The organism is Achromobacter sp. JUb104 (assembly GCF_024806975.1).
GTDB classification, from domain to species: domain Bacteria; phylum Pseudomonadota; class Gammaproteobacteria; order Burkholderiales; family Burkholderiaceae_B; genus Achromobacter; species Achromobacter spanius.
Genome location: NZ_JANUEY010000002.1, coordinates 551497 through 574248 on the forward strand (window position 1 = coordinate 551497; position 22752 = coordinate 574248).

The window sequence follows — 22752 nt, forward strand, 5'->3', positions numbered from 1 at the left end:
AACCATGACATCGATTGATACCCCCTCGCCTGCGCGCCGCCGTTTCCTGGCGCTGAGCGCCACCCTGGCCGCCGGCGCCGCGTTCGGCGTGCGCGCCGCGCAAGACTGGCCCGCCGGCCAGACCATTACCTGGGTCGTGCCTTACCCGGCCGGCGGCAGCACCGACGTGCTGGGACGCGCGGTGGCCCAACAACTGGACGCGCTGCTGGCCACGCGCGTCATCGTCGACAACCGGCCCGGCGCCACGGGCACCATCGGTGCGGCCCGCGTTGCGCGCGCCGCGCCCGATGGCCTTACGTTGCTGGGCACCTCCATCGGGCCGCAGGCCATCGCCCCCCATGTGATGGGCAAGCTGACCTATGACCCGGTGGCCGACTTCGCGCCCGTCATCATGATCGGCACCATTGCCCACTTGTTGGTCGTGGGGGCTGCCCAGCCCTACCGGTCCGTGGCCGATCTACTCGCCGCCGCGAAGGCCGCGCCGCAAGACCTGGCCTATGCCTCGGGCGGCACCGGCACCATCCTGCACATGCAGGGCGAATTGCTGCAACAGAAAACCGGCGCGCGCTTTCTGCACGTGCCCTACAAGGGCGACACGCCCGCGCTGCAAGACACGCTTGCCGGCCAAGTGCAGTTTGCTTTTCTGCCGGCAGCCGCCGCGCTGCCGCATGTGCAGTCGGGCGCGCTGCGCGCACTGGCGGCCACCTCCGCGCAGCGCCTGCCGATTCTGCCTGATGTGCCGACCATGCAAGAGGCCGGCATTCCAGACTTCGTGGCCGAGCAATGGCAGGCCGTCTTCGCGCCGGCCAGCACGCCCGCGCCCGTGATCGAACGGCTGAACACCAGCATCGGCAAGGCGCTGCAAAGCCCTGCCTTGACGGAACTGGCGCAGCAGTTGGGCATCACGCTGGTCGGCGGCACGCCGCAGGCGCTGGACCAAACCCGCAAGGCCGACTTCCAGAAGTGGGGCAAGGTCATTCGCGATTCCGGCATCCAGCCCACCTGACAAATTCCCATTCCCTCATTCTTTACACAGGAGCCGTCATGGCAAACCAGGACATCATCAAAGACTTTCCCCGCGTCGACGCCGATGTCGTGCGCCGCGCCGCGCAATTGCAACCCGCCATCCTCGCCGATGTGGCCGGCCGACGCGGCGCGCTGCATGGCCGGATCCGACCGCTGGACCCCGGCATGAAGCTGGCCGGCCCCGCGTTTACCGTTGAAGTCCGCCCCGGCGACAACCTGATGATTCACGCGGCGATCTCGCTGGCCAAGCCCGGCGACGTGCTGGTGATCGATGGCAAGGGTGACCTGAGCGCCGCGCTGATGGGCACCATCATGATGAACGCCTGCCGCCAGTTGGGACTGGCCGGCGTGGTGATCGACGGCGCGGCGCGCGACACCACTGAAATCATCGAGATGGGCTACCCGGTGTTCGCGGCCGGCGCCAACCCCAACGGCCCGACCAAGAACGTGCCCGGCCGCATCGGCCATCCCGTGTCGGTAGGCGGCGTCACCGTCAACGCCGGCGACTTCATCATCGGCGACGCCGACGGCTTGGTGGTCGTGGAACGGGAAAAAATCGAAGGCCTGCTGCCCGCCGCCGAAAAGAAAGTGCGCGACGAAGCCGCCCGCATCGCCGCCATCCAGGCTGGCGACACCGAAGCCAAGTGGCTGACGGCCGCCCTGCGCAGCGCCGGCGTGTTGAAGGAAGGAGAGTCGCTGTGAACCCCTCTGCCGCCCCAAAACCGGCGCTACTGGTCACCGCCGCCGACCTGGCCCCCGAAGCCCTGGCGCTGTTGGACGGATTCAACATCGTCTATGCGGGCAAGACACCCACCGAAGACGACATCGTTGCGCTGTGCCGCCAGCACGACCCCGTAGCCATCATCGTGCGCTACAGCAAGGTCGGCGCCGCCGCGATGGACGCCGCGCCGTCCTTGCGCGTGATCTCCAAGCACGGCAGCGGCACCGACACCATCGACAAGGCCGCCGCCACGCAACGCGGCATCGAAGTCGTTGCGGCGGCGGGCGCCAATGCCGCCGCCGTGGCCGAACAAGCGCTGGCGCTGCTGTTGGGCTGCGCCAAGTCGCTGGTGACGCTGGACGCGCGCATGCGCGACGGCCATTGGGACAAGTCCACGCACAAGAGCCTGGAGCTGGACGGCAAGACCATCGGCTTGATCGGGCTGGGCGCCATCGGCCGGCGCTTCGCGGCAATGGCGCACGGCATGAACATGCGCGTCATTGGCCATGATCCCTATGCGCAAAACCTGCCCGCCTACATCGACGCCGTGCCCTTGCAACAGCTCTGGCAGGACGCCGACGCCATCTCGCTGCATTGCCCGCTAACGGATGAGAACCGTGGCCTGATCAACGCCGACACGCTGGCGCAGTGCCGGCCCGGCGTCATCCTGGTGAACACCGCACGAGGCGGTCTGGTGGACGAAGGCGCGCTGCTGGTCGCCGTGCGTTCCGGCCAGGTGGCCGCCGCCGGCCTGGACAGCTTTGCCGTCGAACCCATGACAGCGGGCCATCCGTTTCAGCAGGAACCGCGCATCATCCTCAGCCCCCACATCGGCGGCGTAACCCGCGCCGCCTACGTCAACATGGGCGTGGCGGCGGCGCGCAATGTGCTGGCGGTGTTGGCCCGCAGCACCAGCGCAGCCTAAGGAGCCGCAACATGCCGCAACGTTGGAAGCACGCGCCGGACGGCAGCAATTGGGGCGAATTCGGCCCGGACGACCAGCGCGGCCGCATGAACCTGGTGACGCGCGCCAAAGTCCTGCAAGGCATTGCCGAAGTTCAGGAGGGAAGAACATTCTGCCTGTCGCTACCGCTCGACTTGCCGGGCGGCATGGCGCTGAATCCCAGACGACTGCCCCCGCAGCGCTACGCCACGTTGCGCGACGGTAAGAGCGCCGGCGCGCAGGGCTACTGCTGGTCCTACGCATCTGAAGACCCGCTGCTTACCGACGTGGTTTGCGATGACGTGCTGCTGATGAACACGCAGTACTCCACCCAGTGGGACAGCTTGGCGCATATGGGCAGCCGCTTCGATGCCGATGGCGACGGCCAGGCCGAGGCCGTGTTCTACAACGGCTTTCGGGCCGGAGTGGAAATCACGGCAGCGTCCCCCGACCCGCATGCAAGCGCTGACTGGGCCCGCTATCCCGGCCCGAACGCCAGCGCGCTGGGCATTGAAAACCTGGCCGAGCATGGTGTGCAAGGGCGCGCGGTCCTGATTGATCTGGAAGCGCACGTGGGCCGCGAACGCACCGCCGTCGGGTATGAGCGACTCATGCGCATCATGCAGGCCGATGGCGTCGTGATCGAACCGGGCGACATGGTGTGCCTGCACACCGGTTTTGCCGACATGTTGATGGCCATGAACGGGCAACCGGATGTCGCGCGCCTGCATGCAAGCGGCAGCGGTCTGGACGGGAATGACCCCCGCCTGCTGGATTGGATCGTCGATTCGCGCCTGGCCTGCTTGATCGCGGACAACCCTGCGGTGGAGCTGGTGCAAGCGGTGAACCTGAGTGGGGCCTCCACGCCCTTGCGCCGCCCCCGACTACCGCTGCATGAACACTGCCTGTTCAAGAACGGCATTCATCTAGGTGAACTGTGGTGGCTGACGCCGCTTGCGCGATGGTTGCGTGCCCACGGCCGCCACCGCTTCCTGCTTACCGCCCCCCCGCTGCGCCTGCCCGGCGCGGCAGGTTCCCCCGCAACCCCCATCGCCACCGTCTGATCTCACCATTTTCTTACCAGGCACAGCGGCCGGCACAGGTCGCAAGCCAACCATGCACGAAGGAGACAACTCGTGAATACGATCCGTACGCTTATCCGTACCCCTGCCCTTGCGCTTTTTTCGGCCGCCCTGACGCTAGGCACCAGCACCGCCTTGGCGCAGTACCCGGAACGCCCCGTAAAACTGGTGGTGCCCTATTCCGCGGGCGGCGCCGCCGACGCACAGGCGCGCCTGGTTGCGGTAAAGCTGGGCGCACGCCTGGGCCAAACCGTCGTAGTGGAAAACCGCCCCGGTGCCAGCGGCACCATCGGCGCAGCCAATGTCGCTCATGCCCCCGCCGATGGCTACACGCTGCTCTACGACGCCACGGCCTTCGCCATCAACCCGTCCGTTTACAAGACGCTGAGCTATGACAGCAAGCGCGACTTTCAAGCAATTTCGTTAGTGAGCCTGACGCCAAATCTGCTGGTCGTGCCGGTCAAGGCGCCGTATCAACGCATTGAAGAACTGACCGACGCGGCCCGCTCGGGTCACCTGACCTATGCCACGCCCGGCCAGGGCACGGCCCAGCACATTGCGGCAGCCTGGTTTGCGCAGGGCAACCGGATTGCGCTGACGCACATTCCGTACAAGGGTGGCGCACCCGCGCTCACCGATCTGATGGGTGGCCAGACGGACATGATGTTCAGCAACATGGCGGCGTCCTACCCCTTGGTCAAGGCCGGCAAGCTACGCGCGTTGGCGGTGACCTCTACCGAGCGCGTCGCCGCGCTGCCCGACGTTCCCACCGTGGCCGAAAGCGGCATAGCGCAGTACGCGGTCTATGAATGGAACGGCGTACTCGCACCCGCAGGACTTCCTGCCGAGGTAGCCGCGCGTATCGAGCAGGAACTTCGCGCCACGCTTCAGGACCCTGGCGTACGCCGCAGCCTGGAAGACCTGGGCGCACGACCGGTGGGCTCGTCAAGTGGCGAGTTCCGCACCTTTCTGGACGAACAGATGCAACGCTCGGCCAGCATTTTGGCCAAAGCCGGCATCACCAAGGAATAACCCGGCGCGCCCCCACGCCCCGTTAGCACAAGGAAGTTCTCATGAACAAGACCTTTGTCAGCCTCTCGCTTGCTGTTGCGGCCACCTTCGCCCAACCCTCCCAAACCGCCCACGCCGCCTATCCCGATCGCCCGGTGCGTATCGTCGTCGGCTTTTCCCCCGGCGGGCCGACCGACGTCGTCGCGCGCGCCTTCGCCGCCTATGCCGCGCAGGCACTGGGACAGAGTTTCGTGGTGGAAAACAAGCCGGGCGCCAACACCATTCTTGCCGCCGAAGCCGTGGCCAAAGCCGCGCCTGACGGCTACACGCTGCTGGTGGGCGCAACCAACCACACCATGATCCCCGCCCTATACAGCAGTCGCGTCAAATTTGACGCCTTGCGCTCGTTCACCCCCGTCTGCGCGGTAGCGGTCAGCCCGACGGTACTGGTCGTGGGTCCCGCCCTGCCCGTCAAGACACTGGACGCATTTCTGGCAAAGGTGCGCGCGGAGCCTGGCCGCATTACGTACGCCACGCCGGGCGCCGGCAGTTCGGGGCATTTCGCCACGGCGCAATTCCTGAACCTGACGCAGACGTCCATGAACCACATCCCCTACAAGGGCGCGTCGCAGGCCATTGCCGACCTGCTGGGAGGACAAGTCGATAGCTCGCTGGCCACGCTGGGTTCGGTACTGCCGCAAGTGGAATCCGGCAAGCTGACCGCGCTGGCGGTGGCCGCGCCCCAACGCCTGCCACAGCTACCGCAAGTGCCCACCTTCGACGAGGCGGGCGTCCACGGGTACACCGCCGACGCATGGTATGGCGTGCTTGCGCCGGCAGGCCTGCCGCAAGATGTACGCGAAAAGTTGGAGCAAGTGGCCCGGGATTTCGCCCGCGCGCCCGCCACCGCCAAGAGTCTGGACGCGCTAGGCATGCAGGCACGCCAAACTTGCGGCAACGACTTCAACGCGCAACTGGCCAGCGAGATCGATGCGAATCGCAAGCTGGCCGAGAACCTGGGGCTGAAGGCAGATTGAGCCACGCCCAGCCATCGAAAATACACAAGTAAAAAACATACATTCGGAGGAAGACAAATGACGTTTCTTACCCACGCCTACGCGCGCCGCAAGACCGCAGTAATGCTCTTGGCCTTCGCCGCCCCGCTGCTGGGTGCGTCCGTCTCGCACGCGGCTGACGCCTGGCCCAACCGGCCGGTGCGCATCGTGGTGCCCTACGGGCCGGGCGGCGCGGTCGACGTGGCCACGCGCAAGATGGCGCAAATGCTGTCCAGCCAGACCGGACAGAGCTTCGTCGTGGAAAACAAACCCGGCGCCACCGGCACCATCGGCGTGAGCCAGGTCGCGCGCGCAACGCCCGACGGCTACACGCTGGTGGCCAACGACACCACGTATTCCTTGCTGCCGTACATCTTCAAGAAGCTGCCGTTTGATCCGGCGGAAGATCTACAGCCGGTCTCGGCCTTCGTCTTTGCGCCCATGGCCTTGGCCGTCTCGGCCGACAGCAGCAGCCACACACTGGGCGACCTGATCGCGCAAGCCCGCGCCAAACCCAACATGATTACGTACGGATCGGGCGGCCCCGGCACCACCCCGCATTTCGCGGCCGAAGCGTTGGGCTTGGCGACCGGCGTGAAGTTCATGCACGTGCCGTTCAAGGGCGCGGCCGAAGCCACTCAAGCCGTGCTGGGCAAGGTGATCGATTTTCAGTTTGCGTCCACCACCGGCGTCATGGGACCGGTGCAAGGCGGTCAATTGAAGCTCTTGGCCGTCAGCGGCGACAAGCGCCTGCCGGTGTTGCCCGACGTGCCCACCTTTGCCGAAGCGGGCGTGAAGGACTTTGGCGTGGTCAACTGGACCGGCCTGTGGGTGCCGAAGGGCACGCCCCCGGAGGTCACCGAGCGTCTCCAACGTGAGATCGCCACGGCCATGGCCTCGGAAGAGATGAAAATGTTTGCCACCAAGATGGGCGCGGAGCCACGCGCCGCCAACGCCACGGAGTTCCGCGGCATCCTTGCCGATAGCGGCCAGATGTGGGGCAAGGTGGTCCGCAGCATCGGTTTCGACGCCAAATAAAGCCAGGAGGATTCGCCATGTTCTGCTTGCACGCCCCCGAAGTCGTTGACTTTCAAGTCTGGTCGACCATGCCCGATCACCTGCGGCGCCCCCGGCGCAGCGCCTGGGCGGACGCCAATCGCGGCGGCATGCCGGTCGACTCCTTTCTTGAAGGGCCGGTCTTTGATGAGTCCGGCAACCTGTACGTCACGGACATACCCTGGGGCCGCGTCTTCCGGATAACGCCAGACCGCGAATGGTCCTTGGTAGCCGAGTACGACGGCGAACCCAACGGCATGAAGTTTCTGGACGCCGGCCGACTGCTCATCACCGACTACAAGAACGGGCTGATGACGCTGGACATCGCGACCGGCGCCGTCACGCCCTATCTTGAACGCCGCAACAGCGAACGCTTCAAGGGCGTCAATGACCTGATCTTCGACACACAGGGCAACCTGTACTTCACCGACCAGGGCCAAAGCGGGCTGCATGATCCCAGCGGCCGGCTGTACCGACTGCGGCCCAACGGCCAACTAGACCAATTGCTGGGCAACGTGCCCAGCCCGAATGGCGTGGCCTTGTCCCCCGACGAGCGCGTGCTGTACCTGGCTGTCACGCGTGGCAACTGCGTGTGGCGCGTGCCCTTGCTGCCCGATGGCAGCGTCAGCAAGGTCAGCCAGTTCTTTACGTCCCACGGCCCCAGCGGCCCCGATGGCCTGGCCGTCGACACCGAAGGAAACCTGCTGGTCTGCAACCCCGGGCTGGGCTATGTCTGGCTGTTGAATCATCGCGCCGAACCCAGCATCGTCTGGCGCAGCGTCACGGGCGCGTCCACCACCAATCTTGCCTTTGGCGGCGAAGACAGGCGCACGCTGTTCTGCACGGAATCGACTAGCGGCTCGATCCTGTTCGCGTCCGCGCCGCACGCGGGCCTGGCCCTGGCGCGCAAGGCCTGACAGCGCCAATCCAGAAGCTCGTGGCTCCGTGTGAATTGACAGTGTAAAACGACCGTTTTACATTGGACGCATGGATACCAAGACACAACTGATCTCCACGGCGGAGCAGCTTTTCAACCGACACGGCTTCACGGCCACCGGCATGGACCAATTGACCCAGGGTGCCGGCATGTCAAGCCGAACGCTCTACAAGCATGTCGGTAGCAAAACCGCCTTGATCGCCGCCGTGCTCACCGAGCGCGACAAACGTTTCTTTGCGCGGGTTCAAGCGGCAAGCAGCGTCGACGCGATCTTCAAGGCGCTGGAAAACTGGATGAAAACCGAGGACAACTTCGGTTGTCTGTTCTTGCGTGCCTACGCAGAAACCGGTGGCGACACACCGGAAATTGCCGATGCGGTGTCCGCGCACAAGGCAGCCTTCTGGCGAAAGATCCGCGAAGTCGTCTCGGCGGAAATCGGGGGCCGCAGCGACCCGGTGCTGGCCGAACAGATCCTGGTGTTGTTCGAGGGCGCGACAGCCGCCGCCATCTATCGCGGCGCAAAATCCGTGAAGGCCGCACGCTTGGCGGCCATCGCCCTGGTTGAACGGGCACGGTCATGAGCCTTGCGCTGAGTCCCGCCGCAACGCTGGGCGCAACGGGCTTTGCGCTGATCGCCGTCTGCTATGGCTTTGCCCGCTTCGCCTTCGGCTTGTTCCTGCCGCAGATCGACGCCGAGCTGTCCTTGTCGTCGACGCTAAGCGGCCTGATATCCGGTGGGGCTTTTCTTGGCTATTGCATCGCCATCGCGCTGTCGGCCTTTCTGACCGAGCGCGTCGGCCCCCGCGCTGTCGCCATCGTCGCGGCCCTGATCGCGGCGGCGGGCATGGCAGGCATCGCCGCCGCGCCCTCGGCACCCTGGCTGGCGGGCGCGGTGATGCTGGCTGGATCCAGCACGGGACTGGCCTCGCCCCCCTTGGCCGCGGCCGTGACGGCAGCGGTCAAGCCGGACCGGCAGAACGCCACCAACACCGTCATCAACGCCGGGACAGGCGCGGGCGTGGTGCTGTCCGGCCCCGTGGCGCTGATGATGGGTGAACAATGGCGCCTGGCTTACGCGGGCTTTGCGGTCGTGGCGGTCGGCCTGGCGTTCGCCGCCGCGTTCACCCTGCCGCGAGGGCTCCAGAGGGCCACGACAAGCACCCAGGGCATGCCGTCGCTTACCAGCGCGCTCAGGCGCTTGATCGCCGCCGCCTTCCTGACCGGCGCGGCCAGCACCGCGATCTGGTCCTTCGGGGCGCAGCTTGTCGCGCTACGGCTCGACTGGAGCAGCGCTGGCGCGGGCCTGCTGTGGATCGCCATTGGAGCAGCCGGTATCGCGGGCGCGAGCGCAGGGCATCTGATTGCGCGCTTCGGCATGGACCGCGTCCACCACGCATTCCTGGCGGCCATGGCGGCAGGCATTCTCATGATCGGCATCGCAGACACCTCGGCGGCCCTGACCCTGGGCGGCGGCCTTCTCTTTGGCGCGGCCTACATCATGCTTACCGGCGTCTATCTGCTATGGGGCGTCCGGGCGCTGCCCGACCGGCCCGCCACGGGCGTCACGATCGCCTTTCTGGCGCTCGCGGTCGGTCAGACAGCGGGTGCCGCCGTCTTCGGACTGTTGATGGCGCATCTGACGGCCAATTACGCGGTGGTTATTTTTGTCTGCCTTGCCCTGACGGCGGGGATCGCGCGGGCTGAAGAGGCAAGGCCACGACCGTGTGTGGCGGGGCGATAGCGGGCAGCGCGGGTTGATTGCTTGCTGCTGTTTCAGGTTGCCAGCCCCACAGGGCAGCCTCGTGCTCAGCGCTTTCAAGACGAAAGGACCTACAACATGACTTGCATGAGCCGCTGCTTTTTTCACTGAATCCACGCCTTTCAACATTTGTTGAAAGGCGCACTTTCACTGAAATTAATGTGCAGCATCCAATCAGCTCTTCACCTCGCAGCCCGCGTGTTAACGTAGCCGCCACCCCACAGCCCCACCCTACTCATGCAAAGCCGCTCCCTGCGCGCTTTCCTGGCGCTCCACCAATTCGGCACAGTGGCCGCCGCCGCGCAGGCCGTGCATTTATCGCCGGCGGCCGTCAGCGTTCAGCTTCGGAACCTGGAAGAAGAACTGGGTGTCGAGCTATTCGTGCGCACCGGCCGCTCAATCCTGCTGAACGACCGCGCGCACCAGCTCCTGCCCCTTGCCCGGCGTGTCTTGGACCTGGAAAGCGAGATGGCGTCGCTGGGCAACTCCAGCCGTCTCAAGGGCAGGCTGGCGTTGGGCATCATCACCAGCACATTAAGTGGGGGCTTGCCGGATGTGCTCAAGCGCCTGGGGGCCGAACACCCTTCCCTGGAATTGCGCATTACCGCGAAACGGTCGCCGGACCTTGCGTTGCAGGTGGAAGCCGGCTTGCTGGATGCGGCGGTGATTTCGATGCCGCCGCCGCATTTCTCCACGACGCTTTGCTTTCACGAGCTGTATACCGAACCCTTGGCCCTGGTCATGAGCGCCAAGCGCAATGTCACCAACGTCAAAGCCGCGTTGGAGGAATATCCCTATATTGCCTTCGACAAAACCACCTGGATCGGCAAGCAGATCGAGTCGTTCATTCAGGACAGCGGCGTCTCGGTCCGGCCCGCGATGGAGCTGGACTCGCATGACGCGGTGCTATCCATCGTGCGTCACGACATCGGCGTCACCGTCCTGCCCGTGCTGAAAGGCCCCGCGCGCAGCGACGGCGCGTTGAAGTTCATCGACCTGCCGGGCTTGTACCGCACCGTGTGCCTGGCCGTGCGCCACGCCAACAACGACAGCCGGACCACGCAGGTGCTGGTGAACTGCTTCCGGGAATTCGGAGAATCTTCTCCGCTGGCGAAATAGCCGTCGTGCTCGCCACCCCACGAGCATCGTATTTGCCGATGCTCAGATGTAAAAAAATTAGCTTTTGATAAATCTCTCACCTTCTTAGTATGGATCTTGGCATCGTGCATGGGCCGGATCACATCAAGCGGCCAGCGCCGTCGGAAGGAGGAGTTTTTGAACATCGTCGTGACTGAATTCATGGACGCGCCCGCGGTCGAGCGACTGCGGGAGAAAGCAGACGTCACCTACGACCCGAAGCTGGTCGACGACCTGCCGCGCTTGTGTGAACTGGCAACCACTTGCGACGCACTGATCGTGCGCAACCGCACGCAGGTGCGCGGCGAATTGCTCGCGTCGCTCAAACGGTGCAAGGTGGTGGGACGGCTGGGTGTCGGCCTGGACAACATCGACCTGGCCGGCTGCGAACGACAAGGCATACAGGTGTTTCCCGCCACCGGCGCAAACGCCAACAGCGTTGCCGAATACGTGATCGCGACCGCGATGGTGCTGCTGCGCGGTTCGTATGCATCCTCGGCGGCGGTCGCGGCAGGCGAATGGCCGCGCGACGCGCTGTCGAAGGGCCGAGAGATCTCGGGCAAGACCTTGGGCTTGCTGGGCTTTGGATCGATCGGGCAATTGACGGCGCGGCTGGCCAAGGCGCTGGGCATGGCTGTCGTTGCGTTTGACCCGGCGTTGGCGCATGACGACACGCTGTTCGCGAAGCTTGGTGTCGCGCCCGCCGCCTTGGACGACGTGCTTGCGCAGGCGGACGTGCTCAGCTTGCACATGCCGCTATTGGAATCGACGCGCAATTTGCTGGATGCAACGCGCATTCAAGCCATGCGGCCCGGCGCCATCCTGATCAACACCGCGCGTGGCGGCATTGTTGACGAGGCCGCCGTGGCAAGCGCCCTGCGCAGCGGACAGCTTGGCGGCGCCGCGCTGGACGTCTTCGACGTCGAGCCGCTTGTCCCGGCGCCGCACTTCCAGGGCTGCCCGAATCTTATTCTTACGCCCCACACAGCAGGCTTGACCACCGAATCCAACCAACGGGTAAGCAGTCTGGTTGCCGAGAAGGTGCTGGCTGCGCTGGCCTGATTTCGCAACACCGCATTGGCAACACCGACCTTGCAACACCATAAAAAAATACACGGACAGGAGACAAAATGATTATCAGAAGAATGTTGCTGGCCTCGGCCCTTGCGCTTGCCGCCATCGCCCCCGCCGCCCAAGTACAAGCCCAGCCCCAAGCACCCGTCGCCGACTACCCCGCCAAAGGCAGCGTGTTGAAATACGTCGTGCCGTTCCCGCCTGGCGGATTGACGGACGTCATGGCTCGCTTGGTGGGCCAACAACTCGGCGAACGCCTGGGCGTTACCGTGGTGGTGGAAAACCGCCCCGGCGCGGGCGCGATGATCGGCGCCGAACAAGTGTCACGCGCGGCGCCCGATGGCAATACGCTGCTGGCCATCACCATGACGCACTCGGTGAACGCCACCTTGCTGCGCGACAGAAGTCGCTTCGACATCACCAAGGACCTGAAGCCCGTCGCGCTATTGGCCTCGACGCCGATACTGGTCGTGGTACCGGCCAACAGCAACATACGCACGCTGGACGACCTGGCCAAGGCGGCGAAGGGCAAGGAATTGAACGCCGGATCCAGCGGCGTGGGCACGCCGTCGCACCTGTCCCTGGCCTTGTTCAACCAGATCAATGGCACCAACATTCTGCACATCCCCTATGCCGGCGGCGCGCCGTCACTGACGGACCTGATGGGCGGGCAGCTTGATGTGATCTTCAGCAACTACGCCGAGTCCCTGCCCTACGTGCAGTCGGGCAAGCTGCGCGCCATTGCCATTGCCAGCGCGGCGCGCAACCCGCAAGTGCCGAATGTGCCGACGTCCGCCGAGGCAGGCATGCCGAAGCTGAACGTCGAACAATGGACCGCCGTCATGCTGCCCGCTGCAACCCCGGACGCCATCGTTCAACGCCTGGGCAAGGAACTCGTCAGCATCATGGCGCGGCCTGAAGTGGCGGAAAAAACGCGCTCGCTAGGCTTTAGCGTCGATGCACGCGGGCCGGCGGAATTCGCGCCATTCTGGAACAGCGAAGTGCAACGTTGGCGCGCGCTGATCGAATCGGCAAAGATCACCGCGCAATAGCATCCCTACGCGGGGACGAGCGGGCTTTTCGCGTAGACGCAGACCAAGATCGGATCGCGGGAAAAGGCCAACAAAGGCCCAGGCCGAAACAATGGCAACAATAAATTTCCAAGCCCGCTATTCGGCTTGACCCGGGTCCGGACGGCTACCCGTGGCTTTGACAGGGCCGCAGCGCTCGCCATTTCTCGGTTCCCACCGCGACCCTCCCGCCCAGGCAAGCACCGCCGACCCGGTGGGTTCGCGCCCACCCGGCCTGCGCCATGTTTCAGGCCACCATCCGGGTATTGCAGCGCCGTCCCAAATCAGTAGCATGCGCGGTCATCCGACTCAGCCCCTTCAAGGATCGACCCCATGATGCTGCCGCGACCGCGCGTTGCCCTTTCCGCCCTGACGCTTGCCCTGGCCTTGCCGGGCTGCGTGCACGTGCCGGACTACAACGGCGAGGGCAGCATGGACGACCCACGCTATGCGCAACTGCTGGACCTGATCGGCGAGGCCTTGAAGGACGACATGGCCGTGGTGCTGGTGGCCGACGTGATGCCGCACGCCAGCTTGAACGACGCGGAGTCGATGACCAAGTGGACCGGCAACACGGTGTGGATGCATGAGCAGCAGCCGAAGATCACCTTTGGCCGCAAGTTCCAGAACAATTCGCTGCAACGGGACAAGCAGGCCACTTACCTGTTCAAGGCTTTCGAAGTGCATATCCTGCCGCCCGGTAAATACCTGCTGACCGGCGGCGACGACTACAAGCTGAATGCCTTGCTGGACCAGGTGGGCGCGCGCCCCGGCCCGGTGGGCTCGGGCCGGGGCGCCAACGGCACCGCCTATCTGTCGCCGGAGCTTTATCGCGAGTTCTACAAGGAAACCAACTGGCATGAAGGCACCACCGGCACCCAGCTCAAGACGCGCAAGGTGTGCACGGCCGTGCACCGGGCGTCGGGCAACTGCGTCAGTTGGGGCGAAGAGCAATACACCGAAACCACGCAGGGTTCCCGCGCCGGCTACTACGAGCAGACGGATTCGCGCGATATCCCCTCCATCAAGGTGCAGTCGCGCGTGCCGCCGAAGCTGGCCTTGGCCAGCTTTACCCTCAAGGGCGGCCAACTGGTGCTGAGCCAGCGCATGCACATGAAGACGCCCAGCTACAAGTACAAGCAATCGGGCTGCCGCGCGGTCGACCCCAAGATGATCGAATGCCCGCTTGAAGACTTCACCGTCTACACGCGCCCGGCGCCGATGGATTTCACGCAGAAGCTCATCGCGCAGCGCCACAGCTTGAGCGACGCGCACCGGCAGTTGCTGTCCACGCTGCAACCCATGCAGATCACGCCGTTGGGCAAGCAAGGCATGGAAGATCCGATCTGGGGGGTGCCGCTGTCGATGGGTAGGGCAAAATAGCGCATGACCCCACGCCAGCTCCGCTATTTTCTGGAAATCGCCCGCAGCGGCAGCTTGTCGCTGGCCTCGGCCGCGCTGCGCATCGCGCAGCCCGCGCTTAGCCAGCACGTGGCGGCGCTGGAAGCCGAGTTGGGCGTGGCCTTGTTTGAACGGCATGCCAAGGGCGTGACGCTTACCGCCGAAGGCAAGCGCCTGCAACAACGCGCCACGTCGATTCTGGAACAACTGGAATCGCTGAAGACAGACGTGCTGGCTCCCACCGGCAAGCCGCGCGGGCCGGTTCGGGTATGTCTAGCGCGGTCGTTGGCCCAGGTGCTTGCCGCGCCGCTCGTGCGGTACGTCGAACAGAACTACCCCGACGTCCGGCTGTTGTTGTCGTCGGCCTTGTCCAGCGAAGTGCGCTTGGCGCTGCAAACGCGGCAACTGGACGTGGCGCTCATGCCCAACGCCTTCGAATTGCCGGGCCTGTATTGCAAGCCGGTCTATGAAGAACAGTTTTCGTTGTTCGGTCTGGAATCGCTATTCGATCGGCCGGGAAAGACAATGGCGTTTTCCGCGATCGGGTCGCGTCCGCTGGTGGCGCCTGACCGCGACCACGATTTGCGCCGCCTGATCGAACGCACGGCGCTGGATCTGGATTGCCCGCTGAACGTGAAGTACGAGATCAACGACCCCGAACTGAATTTTGCCTTGGTGCGCGACGGCGTGGCGTTTGCGATCCTGCCCGACAGCGCTGGCCTGGAACTGGCGCGTGGCAACAAGGCCATGGGGGAACGGCGCCTGGTCCGGCCGCCCATTGCGCGCATGCAATCCATTGTGCGCGTGGCCGAAGGCGCGCCAGACAGCACGACGCTGGCCATGGAACACGCGCTGGAAGCCGTGTTGCGTACGCTGGTGGCGCGCAAGGTGCTGCGCGGAAAGCTGGCATAAGAAAAAACTTATATAAAACACAGATAAATAATATTTGTCTTCAGGTCTGACGCAGCCGTACGCTACTCCAAAAATGGCGCATCAAAAGCGCCGATACGGAGACAAGCATGCACGTACGACGCAGACAGTTCCTGGGCGCCATGGGCGCCGCCGTGTGCTGTAGCGCGCTGCCGATCAGGCAGCTACAGGCCAGCCCCCCCTTACGCATGCTGGTGGGTTTTGCCCCGGGCGGCGCGGCCGACCTGGTGGCCCGTGCGCTGGCCGAAGGCATGCGGGCATCGGGCTACACCCTCATCGTTGAAAACAAGGCCGGCGCGGGAGGCCGCATCGCGGTCGACTCGTTGCTGGCCGCAGGCGGTAATGGCAATGGCACGGGCAATGCCGTGCTGTTCACCCCCTCGACGAACCTGACGCTGTATCCGCATCTATACAAAGACCTGCGCTACACCCCCGCGGACTTCACGCCGCTGGGCACCGCCAGCCAGTTTGATTTTGGATTCGCGGTGGGCGCCGACAGCCCGGCGAAAACGTTGCAAGAGTTCCTGGCGCTGGCGCAAAAGGACCCGCGCATGGCGGTCTACGGCACGCCCGGCGCGGGCACGGTCATGCATTTCCTGGGCGTCATGCTGGCGAACGCCAGCAAGGTTCCCTTGACGCCGATTCCGTACAAGGGCGGTTCGCTGGCGCTGACGGACACCGTGGGCGGCGTCCTGCCCGCGCTGATCACCACGCTGCCCAACCTGATTCCCATGCACAAGGCCGGCAAGATCCGCATCCTGGCCATGACCGGTTCGGCGCCGTCGTCCGCGCTGCCCGACGTGCCCACGTTCGCCACGGCGGGCTATCCGTCGCTGACAGTGGCCGAGTACTTCACGCTGATCGGCAACAAGAGCTTGCCCGCCGACCAGGCACAGGCATTGGCGGGGGCCGTGGCCGACGCCGTGCGTTCGCCTGCGTTCGCAAAGGTCATGCAGCAGCAATTCTTCGACCCCAAAGTCACCGCGCCCGCCGCCTTGAAACAACAGATGGAACGCGAAGATGCGTTCTGGGCCCGGGTCGTCAAGGACAGCGGCTACACCCCCGAGGCCTGACGCGACGCGCGCGTGGCCTGGCTATATCCAGGAAGCACTATGAAAGGCAAAAACATCGTCGTCATCATGTCCGATGAACACAATCCCGCGTTCATGGGTTGTTCCGGGCATCCGTTCATCAAGACGCCAAACCTGGACGCCCTTGCCGCGCGTGGCGCACGCTTTCCGAACGCCTACACGCCCAGCCCGATCTGCGTGCCGGCGCGCGCGGCGTTCGCCACCGGCCATCGCGTGCACCAGACCCGGCATTGGGATAACGCCATGCCGTACGTGGGTGATCCGCAAGGCTGGGGCCATGTGTTGCAGCAGCAGGGCATCAACGTTGAAAGCATCGGCAAGCTGCATTACCGCAACGAAGAAGACCCGGTCGGTTTCGACGCGGAACATATCCCCATGCACGTGGTGGGCGGACACGGCATGGTGTGGGCGTCGATCCGGGATCCCTACTTGCCGGTGGCTGGGCGCAAGCGCATGCTGGGCGACCGTATCGGCATGGGCGAATCGCCCTATACGTCCTATGACAGGTCCGTTACCGACCGCACCCTGGAGTGGCTGCGCGCGGCGGCCGATCGCGGTGAACCATTCGTGTTGTACGTGGGCCTGGTGGCGCCGCACTTCCCGCTGATCGCGCCTCGGGAATTCTTTGACCTGTACGACGCCCGGCAGATCCCCGACGCCAAGCTGCATCCCAAAGACGGCTACGAACGCCATCCCTGGGTGCAGGCCTACGCGGAATTCGAGCGCAGCGAAGACACCTTCGAAAGCGAAGACGAGCGCGTCAATGCGTTCCTGGCGTACTACGGACTATGCAGCTTCCTGGACAGCAACGTGGGCCGCATCGTGGACGCACTGGGCGCGCTCGGCCTGGCTGATTCCACGCACGTGGTCTATACGTCGGACCACGGCGACAACGTGGGCGCCCGTGGGCTATGGGGCAAATCCACGTTCTACCAGGAAAGCGTCGGCATCCCGATGATCCTGGCCGGCCCCGACGTATCGCCTTCCGTCTGCGATACCGCGGTGGACCTGCTGGACCTATATCCGACGATCTTGCAGGCAGTAGGTGTGGACCCGACGCCACACATGGGCACGCGGCCGGGGCAATCGCTATTCGATATTGCGCGGCAACCCGTCGACGACGACCGCGCCATCCTCAGCGAATACCATGCAGCCGGCAGCAACACCGCGGGTTTCATGCTGCGCAAGGGGCCCTGGAAGTATCACCACTACGTGCGCTTTCAGCCGGAACTCTTCAACCTGGAGTCGGACCCCGGCGAACTGCACGACCTGGCAGGCGAACCCGCTTATGCCGCCGTGCTGGCGGGAATGAAGGCCGCGCTGTACGCGATCTGCAATCCGGAAGAGGTCGACCGGCAGGCCAAGGCCGACCAGGCCGCGTTGATTGAACGCATGGGTGGGCCGGAGGCCGCCTCGACGATGGGCTCAAGCGGGGCAACGCCCGCCCCCAAGGTGGAGCAAGCGGCATGAATGGGGAAGAACGGAATGGGAATGAACGGCCTGTGGACGAACGATACCTACACGACTGGAGCGGCCTGACGCGGGGCGTGCCCAGCGTCGTGCACCGGCCTACCACCACCGACGAGGTGGCGGCCCTGGTTCGCGATGCGGATCGGCATGGCCGCAAGATCACCATCCAGGGCGGCTTGACCGGGCTGGCGGGCGGCGCCGTGCCGGCCGACGGCGACGTGGTCATCAACCTGGAACGCATGAACAACATCGAATCCATTGATGCGGTTGAAGGCGTCATGCAGGTGCAGGCGGGCGCAACCTTGCAACAGGTGCAGGAAGCCGCGCTTGAAGCCGGTTGGTTCTTTCCGGTGGACATGGGCGCGCGCGGCAGTTGCCAGGTTGGCGGCAATGCCGCCACGAATGCCGGCGGCACGCAGGTGGTGCGCTACGGCACCATGCGCGACTCGGTGCTGGGGCTGGAAGCGGTCATGCCCGATGGGTCTGTGGTGACATCGTTGACGCGCCTGGTCAAGAACAGCGCTGGCCTGGATTTGCGGTTTCTGTTCATCGGGTCCGAAGGCACGCTGGGCGTGATCACCCGCCTGACCTTGCGCTTGCAGCCCGATCCCGGCGCGCCCGCCACGGCGCTGGTGCAGGTGCCGGACACGCAGTCCATGGCCTTGCTGCTGCGCCATCTGAAAAAAACCCTGGGTCCGCAACTGAGCGCGTATGAATTCATGTCGGCGCAGTTCCTGGAACGTGCCAGCAAGCTGGCGGGCGTGCCCTTGCCATTACCGGGCAACGCGCCCTGGAGCGTGCTGATCCAGGCCAGCGGCCTGGCTGGCATGGACCCCCAGGCAGCCCTGGAGAACGCGCTGGAAGGCGCGCTGGAAGCGGGCTTGATCAGTGACTGCGCGGTGGCGTCCAGCCTGTCGGACGCCCAGAAATTCTGGCGCTTGCGGGAGTGCATCCCTGAATTGCTGACCGCGTTGAAGCCCACGGTGAACTTCGACTGCGGCCTGCCTTGGGCTGAAATGCCGACGTATGTGGCCGAAGTCGAGGCCACGCTGAAACAGAAATACCCCGACGCGACGCATTTGTTCATGGGGCATCTGGGCGACAACAACATCCACATCCTGACCGGCCCCCACGCGCAAAGCGAATGGCTGGGCGTGGAAGAGATTGTGTACAGCGCATTGCGTGGCCGGCAAGGCACGATCAGCGCCGAACACGGCATCGGTTTCCTGAAGAAGCCATTCTTGGGCTACACGCGCAGCGACGGTGAAATTGCGCTGCTCAAGCGGTTGAAGCGCGCGCTGGATCCCAACGACACGTTGAACCCGGGCCGCATCGTCGACTGACGCTCGCACGGCGCGCATTTCAGACGGTCAGATGCTTTCCCGCATGGTCTCGCACAGCTTGCGGATCGCCGCGATATCGCCTTGCCTGGCCATGCGCCGCAGTTGTTCGCTGAAATCCTTGAACGCCGCATCGCGCGCCTGCAATGCCTGCGCCCAATCGATCAGGTCCGAGATGGCGCCGCTTTCCAGCAGCAGTTGCACCTGCGCCAACTCGGCGTCGGACAGATGCGCCGTCTGCGGTGGGGCCGAGTCCATCTCGTTGCTTGAGGGTTTGATCGACAGATTCAACAGCCTGCCCAGCACATGGCGAAGCTCAACCAGGTTGATGGGCTTGAGCAAGCTGGCGTCGTAGCCCGCGCCGCCCAAGGCCTGCGTGTCGTGGGGCGTTGCCGACACCGCGATGACGGGCAGGTCCGGCCAGCGCGCGCGGGCGGCTGCCAGCACGGCTGAGCCGTCGACGCCGTCCATGCGGTGGTCCGTCAGGATCAGGTCGGGACGGCGGGCGTCGTCTGCCTGGATGCGCGCCACCATGCCCTGGCCACCCGCCTCGCTGTCCACCTGAAAGCCCATGCTGGCCAGTTCCTCGACCAGGAACTCCCGAATCTCCGGCGTGTCCTCGGCCAGCCACAGGTGCTTGCCGGATCCGTCCAGCATCGGCAGCACATGCGGCGCGGCGGCAATGTAGTGGTGCGAGATGCGGGACTCGTCCATCTTCCTGACCGGCAGCGTGACGCTGACCCGCGTCCCCTGCCCCACCTCGCTGTCGATGCTGATCGCGCCTTTCATGCGCTGCACCCATTGCTGCACGATGGGCAGGCCCAGCCCCACCCCCGGCTGGTTCTCGGCGGAAGCCAGCCGCTGGAAGGGTTCGAAGATGCGCTGCCGGTCTTCCGGCGCGATGCCGCAACCGGTGTCGCGCACCGACAGCGCGAGCCGTCCAGCACCCTCGATCGCGTCGCCCGAATCGGGCGCGATGTAGTCGGCGGTCAAGGTCAGGACGCCGCCGCGCGTGAACTTGGCGGCGTTGTCGATCAGGTTGGACAGCACCTGCCGCACGCGCTTGCCATCCATTTCCAACACGGCGGGTACGGACTCCGACACCCGCAACACGAATTGGTTGTTCTGCCGGGCGGCGATCGGCGCGGATTCCTTGGCGACGGCGTCCAGCAAGGCGTGCACGTATTCAGGAGACACTCGCAGCGCCTGGCCGCCCGCGCCGGCGGCGTAGTCGATCAGGTCATTCACCATGCTCAGCATGTGATCGGCGCTGCGACGAATGATCGCGCCGCGCGGCGCGTCGTCGCGGCCGCCCGCCTGGATCAGGTCCGCGAAACCGATGATGGACGTCAGCGGCGTGCGCAGGTCATGGCTGATGCGGGCCAGGAAGTCCTGGCGCACGCGGCCGGCTTCGTCAGCCCGAATCAACGCCGCCTGCAACGCCCGCGTGCGCGCCTTGACGGCCTGGTCCAGCCGCAGGTGTTCACGTTCGCGCGCTTGCGTCAGTTCCTGCTGGACCGCCAGTTTTTCCTGACGATGCTGGCGCGTGCGGCCATGCACCAGCACGGCCAGCATCAGCGACACCGACAACAGGTCCCAAGCCACCTCGGGCCCACCTTCCCACCGGCCGGGCAACAGCCCGTTGATGAAGGCCAGCCGCAAGAAGAGCAAGGCGCAATACACCGCGAAGGACAGCAGGAAGATCCGCGCATTGGCATGCCCGCGCCGCCAGCCATCGGCCATGGAAACCGGCCATACAAGCCCCCACAGGAAGACCAGTCCAACCACGGCCTGCGCGCTGGCGCGATACTCGCCCAGCGCCGCCCAGACCGAGCCCGCCAGACCCAGGGCGATCAGCACGCCATACACCCAGCGCCAGAGCCGCACCCGATGCAAGTCCGCGAACCGCATCACGGTATAGCCGAACACCGTGGCCGCCAGCGTCCCCAACACACTGGGCGCGCGCAACACCGTTTCACCGCCGCCCGTCAGTACGTAGCGGTACAGCAAACCCTGAAACGACAGGCTGTAGAGAATTTCGATGATGATGGCGGCGGCCAGAAACAGGAACACCTGATCGCGCTGGGCCACGCCCAGCACCCCGGTGTAGATCGCCACCATCAGCAGCGCGCCGATCAGCAGCGCCAGGACCACCGTGCCGCGCTGCGCCGCGTCCACGAATGCCGCCGGCGTCCACAAGGTGGGTTCCATGCTGATGGCCGAGCGGCTCTGCACCCTGACCAGCACCGTCACGCGCTCACCCGGCATCAGCAGCAGCGAGGCCACCGACACGGAAGAAGGCACTTCGCGCGAGGCGAGCGGCTCGCGGTTGCCCGCCAGCACGACTTTGAAGGGCTCTTGTTGACCGTCGTGATACAGGTAGAAGCGCACGTCTTCCAGCCTGGGCACGCCGAATGACAGCCAGCGTTCCAGGAAGCGATGGGTGGGGTTGTGCACGTCCAGCTTCAGCCAGTACACGGATGGCGAAAAGCCCCGGTTCAACCAGGCAGGGGTGACGGGCTGCCAGGGGCCGCCCAGGATCTGGCTGACGTCCTGGGTTCCGCTCGGATCTTCCACGCCGAGCAGTTCGTGGTTCAGCGGCAATTTGCCGGTGACGGCGCTCAGGTCCACGGGCGGCGGCGCGGCCTGGGGTTGCACGGCCTGCGCCTGCGCGGGCAGCAGCAGGCAAGACAGCGCCACTAACGTCGACAACAACGTCGACAACAACAACGACAACAACGGCAGCCAACCCGGCAAGCCCAGGCGGCGCTCACGCATGGGGATCCAGTTCCTGGCGCAAGGCCGTGGGCGGCATGCCGAAGCGTTCGCGAAAAGCCGTAGAGAAATTGCCACGGTTGCCATACCCCACCGCCTGCGAAATGGCCTGGATATCCAGGCTGGTCTCGCACAGCAAACGGCGTGCCTCGCGCATGCGTTCTTCCCGCAGGAACTCGAACACGGTCGTGCCCGCGCAGCGTCGGAAGGCCTGGTTCAGCCGCCGCGCATTGGTGTTCAACGCCTGGGCCAGCGCCATCAGTTCTGGCGTGTGGTCCAACCGTTCGCGCAGCAGCTTGCGCGCCGCGCGAAACAACACGCCGTCCAGCGTGGCCCCGGCGGCGGCGGCGGAGGTGCCGTCTTCCGCGCTGGCCTCGGCCACTGGGGACGCCGATGCCGGCACGGGCATGGGCGTTGCAGCCACCCGCAGATGAATCAGCAAACGCAGGCGCACTTCCTCGAAATCAAACGGCTTGGCCACGTAGTCCACGGCGCCCGCCGACAGCCCCGCCACCCGTTCGCTGGGCAGGCAAGCGGCGGTCAGGAAGATGAGGGGAATGGCGCGCGTGGCCTGGTCGGCTTTCAGCAGGCGGCAGGCGGCCAAGCCGTCGCAGACCGGCATGTTCACGTCCATCAGGATGATGTCCGGCTGCACCAGTTGCGCCTTGCGATAGCCGTCGTTGCCATCCTCGGCCACATAGACGCGGCAGTCCTGACTGGTCAGGAAATCCACGAGCAGCATGCGGTCTTCGGGGCGGTCTTCGACGACCAGTACGCGCAAACCGGCGAGCTGGCCCGGAGCCAGTGGAAAAAAGGCGTCGTTCATGCCCCGAATTCTTTCATGCCGGCTGGCGCCAGCGTTGGTAACAAGAGA

At 65.2% G+C, this 22752-nt stretch carries 20 protein-coding genes; 18 read left to right on the plus strand and 2 right to left on the minus strand.

Going from position 1 to position 22752, the window contains the following annotated elements; genetic code table 11:
• The first annotated feature begins 4 nt into the window (after window positions 1-4).
• From M2361_RS14500 to M2361_RS14585, 18 genes are all read left to right on the plus strand, one after another.
• A complete protein-coding gene (locus tag M2361_RS14500; protein WP_259250015.1) occupies window positions 5-1006 on the plus strand; it encodes a tripartite tricarboxylate transporter substrate binding protein in 1002 nt (333 codons plus the stop codon).
• A 38-nt stretch (window positions 1007-1044) separates the two neighbouring features.
• Complete coding sequence (locus tag M2361_RS14505; protein ID WP_100854582.1) at window positions 1045-1728, plus strand: RraA family protein; 684 nt, start codon at window positions 1045-1047, stop codon at window positions 1726-1728.
• Entirely contained in the window at window positions 1725-2672 is a 948-nt protein-coding gene (locus M2361_RS14510) for an NAD(P)-dependent oxidoreductase (protein WP_259250018.1), read from the plus strand. Before M2361_RS14505 ends, M2361_RS14510 begins: the two co-directional genes overlap by 4 nt.
• Window positions 2673-2683: 11 nt before the next feature.
• Window positions 2684-3754: a cyclase family protein gene (locus M2361_RS14515; RefSeq protein ID WP_259250021.1), complete on the plus strand. Its 1071-nt coding sequence runs from the start codon at window positions 2684-2686 to the stop codon at window positions 3752-3754.
• Window positions 3755-3826: 72 nt separating this feature from the next.
• Window positions 3827-4804 (plus strand): Bug family tripartite tricarboxylate transporter substrate binding protein, encoded by a 978-nt coding sequence (locus M2361_RS14520; RefSeq protein WP_404976369.1) that lies wholly within the window; start codon window positions 3827-3829, stop codon window positions 4802-4804.
• 41 nt (window positions 4805-4845) lie between these two features.
• Window positions 4846-5820, plus strand: coding sequence for a tripartite tricarboxylate transporter substrate binding protein (locus M2361_RS14525; RefSeq protein WP_259250023.1), 975 nt, complete (start codon window positions 4846-4848; stop codon window positions 5818-5820).
• A gap of 57 nt (window positions 5821-5877) precedes the next feature.
• Window positions 5878-6876 carry a Bug family tripartite tricarboxylate transporter substrate binding protein gene (locus M2361_RS14530; protein WP_404976370.1) on the plus strand — a complete coding sequence of 333 codons (999 nt, stop codon included), beginning with the start codon at window positions 5878-5880 and terminating at the stop codon, window positions 6874-6876.
• Window positions 6877-6893: 17 nt separating this feature from the next.
• Window positions 6894-7811 (plus strand): SMP-30/gluconolactonase/LRE family protein, encoded by a 918-nt coding sequence (locus M2361_RS14535; RefSeq protein WP_259250025.1) that lies wholly within the window; start codon window positions 6894-6896, stop codon window positions 7809-7811.
• Between the two features lie 70 nt (window positions 7812-7881).
• Entirely contained in the window at window positions 7882-8412 is a 531-nt protein-coding gene (locus tag M2361_RS14540) for a TetR/AcrR family transcriptional regulator (protein WP_259250027.1), read from the plus strand.
• A complete protein-coding gene (locus tag M2361_RS14545) occupies window positions 8409-9572 on the plus strand; it encodes an MFS transporter (protein ID WP_259250028.1) in 1164 nt (387 codons plus the stop codon). The genes M2361_RS14540 and M2361_RS14545 overlap by 4 nt, the downstream gene beginning before the upstream one ends.
• A gap of 255 nt (window positions 9573-9827) precedes the next feature.
• A complete protein-coding gene (locus M2361_RS14550) occupies window positions 9828-10709 on the plus strand; it encodes a LysR family transcriptional regulator (protein WP_259250031.1) in 882 nt (293 codons plus the stop codon).
• Window positions 10710-10865: 156 nt separating this feature from the next.
• Window positions 10866-11789 carry a hydroxyacid dehydrogenase gene (locus M2361_RS14555; RefSeq protein WP_404976372.1) on the plus strand — a complete coding sequence of 308 codons (924 nt, stop codon included), beginning with the start codon at window positions 10866-10868 and terminating at the stop codon, window positions 11787-11789.
• A gap of 68 nt (window positions 11790-11857) precedes the next feature.
• Window positions 11858-12853 (plus strand): tripartite tricarboxylate transporter substrate binding protein, encoded by a 996-nt coding sequence (locus M2361_RS14560; protein ID WP_259250034.1) that lies wholly within the window; start codon window positions 11858-11860, stop codon window positions 12851-12853.
• Between the two features lie 351 nt (window positions 12854-13204).
• On the plus strand, window positions 13205-14254 hold the full coding sequence (locus M2361_RS14565) for a hypothetical protein (protein WP_259250035.1): 1050 nt from the start codon (window positions 13205-13207) through the stop codon (window positions 14252-14254).
• Window positions 14255-14257: 3 nt separating this feature from the next.
• The gene (locus M2361_RS14570; protein ID WP_259250037.1) at window positions 14258-15184 is read left to right on the plus strand and encodes a LysR family transcriptional regulator; all 927 of its coding nucleotides are present in this window, start codon (window positions 14258-14260) and stop codon (window positions 15182-15184) included.
• Window positions 15185-15291: 107 nt separating this feature from the next.
• Entirely contained in the window at window positions 15292-16275 is a 984-nt protein-coding gene (locus tag M2361_RS14575) for a tripartite tricarboxylate transporter substrate-binding protein (RefSeq protein ID WP_259250038.1), read from the plus strand.
• Between the two features lie 39 nt (window positions 16276-16314).
• Window positions 16315-17763 (plus strand): sulfatase-like hydrolase/transferase, encoded by a 1449-nt coding sequence (locus M2361_RS14580; RefSeq protein WP_259250042.1) that lies wholly within the window; start codon window positions 16315-16317, stop codon window positions 17761-17763.
• A gap of 32 nt (window positions 17764-17795) precedes the next feature.
• A complete protein-coding gene (locus M2361_RS14585; protein WP_259250043.1) occupies window positions 17796-19106 on the plus strand; it encodes an FAD-binding oxidoreductase in 1311 nt (436 codons plus the stop codon).
• A 27-nt stretch (window positions 19107-19133) separates the two neighbouring features.
• On the opposite strand, the gene M2361_RS14590 is transcribed toward M2361_RS14585, so the two are convergent.
• Entirely contained in the window at window positions 19134-21881 is a 2748-nt protein-coding gene (locus tag M2361_RS14590) for a hybrid sensor histidine kinase/response regulator (protein ID WP_259250044.1), read from the minus strand.
• Window positions 21874-22704, minus strand: a complete 831-nt coding sequence (locus M2361_RS14595; RefSeq protein WP_259250046.1) for a DNA-binding response regulator — start codon at window positions 22702-22704, stop codon at window positions 21874-21876. The genes M2361_RS14590 and M2361_RS14595 overlap by 8 nt, the downstream gene beginning before the upstream one ends.
• Window positions 22705-22752 lie beyond the last annotated feature (48 nt).

What these genes read in the sequence shown, in the direction of transcription:
- M2361_RS14500 (WP_259250015.1), top strand. Translation starts at nt 5, where the DNA reads ATGACATCGATTGATACCCCCTCGCCTGCGCGCCGCCGTTTCCTGGCG.
- M2361_RS14505 (WP_100854582.1), top strand. Translation starts at nt 1,045, where the DNA reads ATGGCAAACCAGGACATCATCAAAGACTTTCCCCGCGTCGACGCCGAT.
- M2361_RS14515 (WP_259250021.1), top strand. Translation starts at nt 2,684, where the DNA reads ATGCCGCAACGTTGGAAGCACGCGCCGGACGGCAGCAATTGGGGCGAA.
- M2361_RS14525 (WP_259250023.1), top strand. Translation starts at nt 4,846, where the DNA reads ATGAACAAGACCTTTGTCAGCCTCTCGCTTGCTGTTGCGGCCACCTTC.
- M2361_RS14530 (WP_404976370.1), top strand. Translation starts at nt 5,878, where the DNA reads ATGACGTTTCTTACCCACGCCTACGCGCGCCGCAAGACCGCAGTAATG.
- M2361_RS14535 (WP_259250025.1), top strand. Translation starts at nt 6,894, where the DNA reads ATGTTCTGCTTGCACGCCCCCGAAGTCGTTGACTTTCAAGTCTGGTCG.
- M2361_RS14540 (WP_259250027.1), top strand. Translation starts at nt 7,882, where the DNA reads ATGGATACCAAGACACAACTGATCTCCACGGCGGAGCAGCTTTTCAAC.
- M2361_RS14545 (WP_259250028.1), top strand. Translation starts at nt 8,409, where the DNA reads ATGAGCCTTGCGCTGAGTCCCGCCGCAACGCTGGGCGCAACGGGCTTT.
- M2361_RS14550 (WP_259250031.1), top strand. Translation starts at nt 9,828, where the DNA reads ATGCAAAGCCGCTCCCTGCGCGCTTTCCTGGCGCTCCACCAATTCGGC.
- M2361_RS14560 (WP_259250034.1), top strand. Translation starts at nt 11,858, where the DNA reads ATGATTATCAGAAGAATGTTGCTGGCCTCGGCCCTTGCGCTTGCCGCC.
- M2361_RS14565 (WP_259250035.1), top strand. Translation starts at nt 13,205, where the DNA reads ATGATGCTGCCGCGACCGCGCGTTGCCCTTTCCGCCCTGACGCTTGCC.
- M2361_RS14570 (WP_259250037.1), top strand. Translation starts at nt 14,258, where the DNA reads ATGACCCCACGCCAGCTCCGCTATTTTCTGGAAATCGCCCGCAGCGGC.
- M2361_RS14575 (WP_259250038.1), top strand. Translation starts at nt 15,292, where the DNA reads ATGCACGTACGACGCAGACAGTTCCTGGGCGCCATGGGCGCCGCCGTG.
- M2361_RS14580 (WP_259250042.1), top strand. Translation starts at nt 16,315, where the DNA reads ATGAAAGGCAAAAACATCGTCGTCATCATGTCCGATGAACACAATCCC.
- M2361_RS14590 (WP_259250044.1), bottom strand. Translation starts at nt 21,881, where the DNA reads ATGCGTGAGCGCCGCCTGGGCTTGCCGGGTTGGCTGCCGTTGTTGTCG.
- M2361_RS14595 (WP_259250046.1), bottom strand. Translation starts at nt 22,704, where the DNA reads ATGAACGACGCCTTTTTTCCACTGGCTCCGGGCCAGCTCGCCGGTTTG.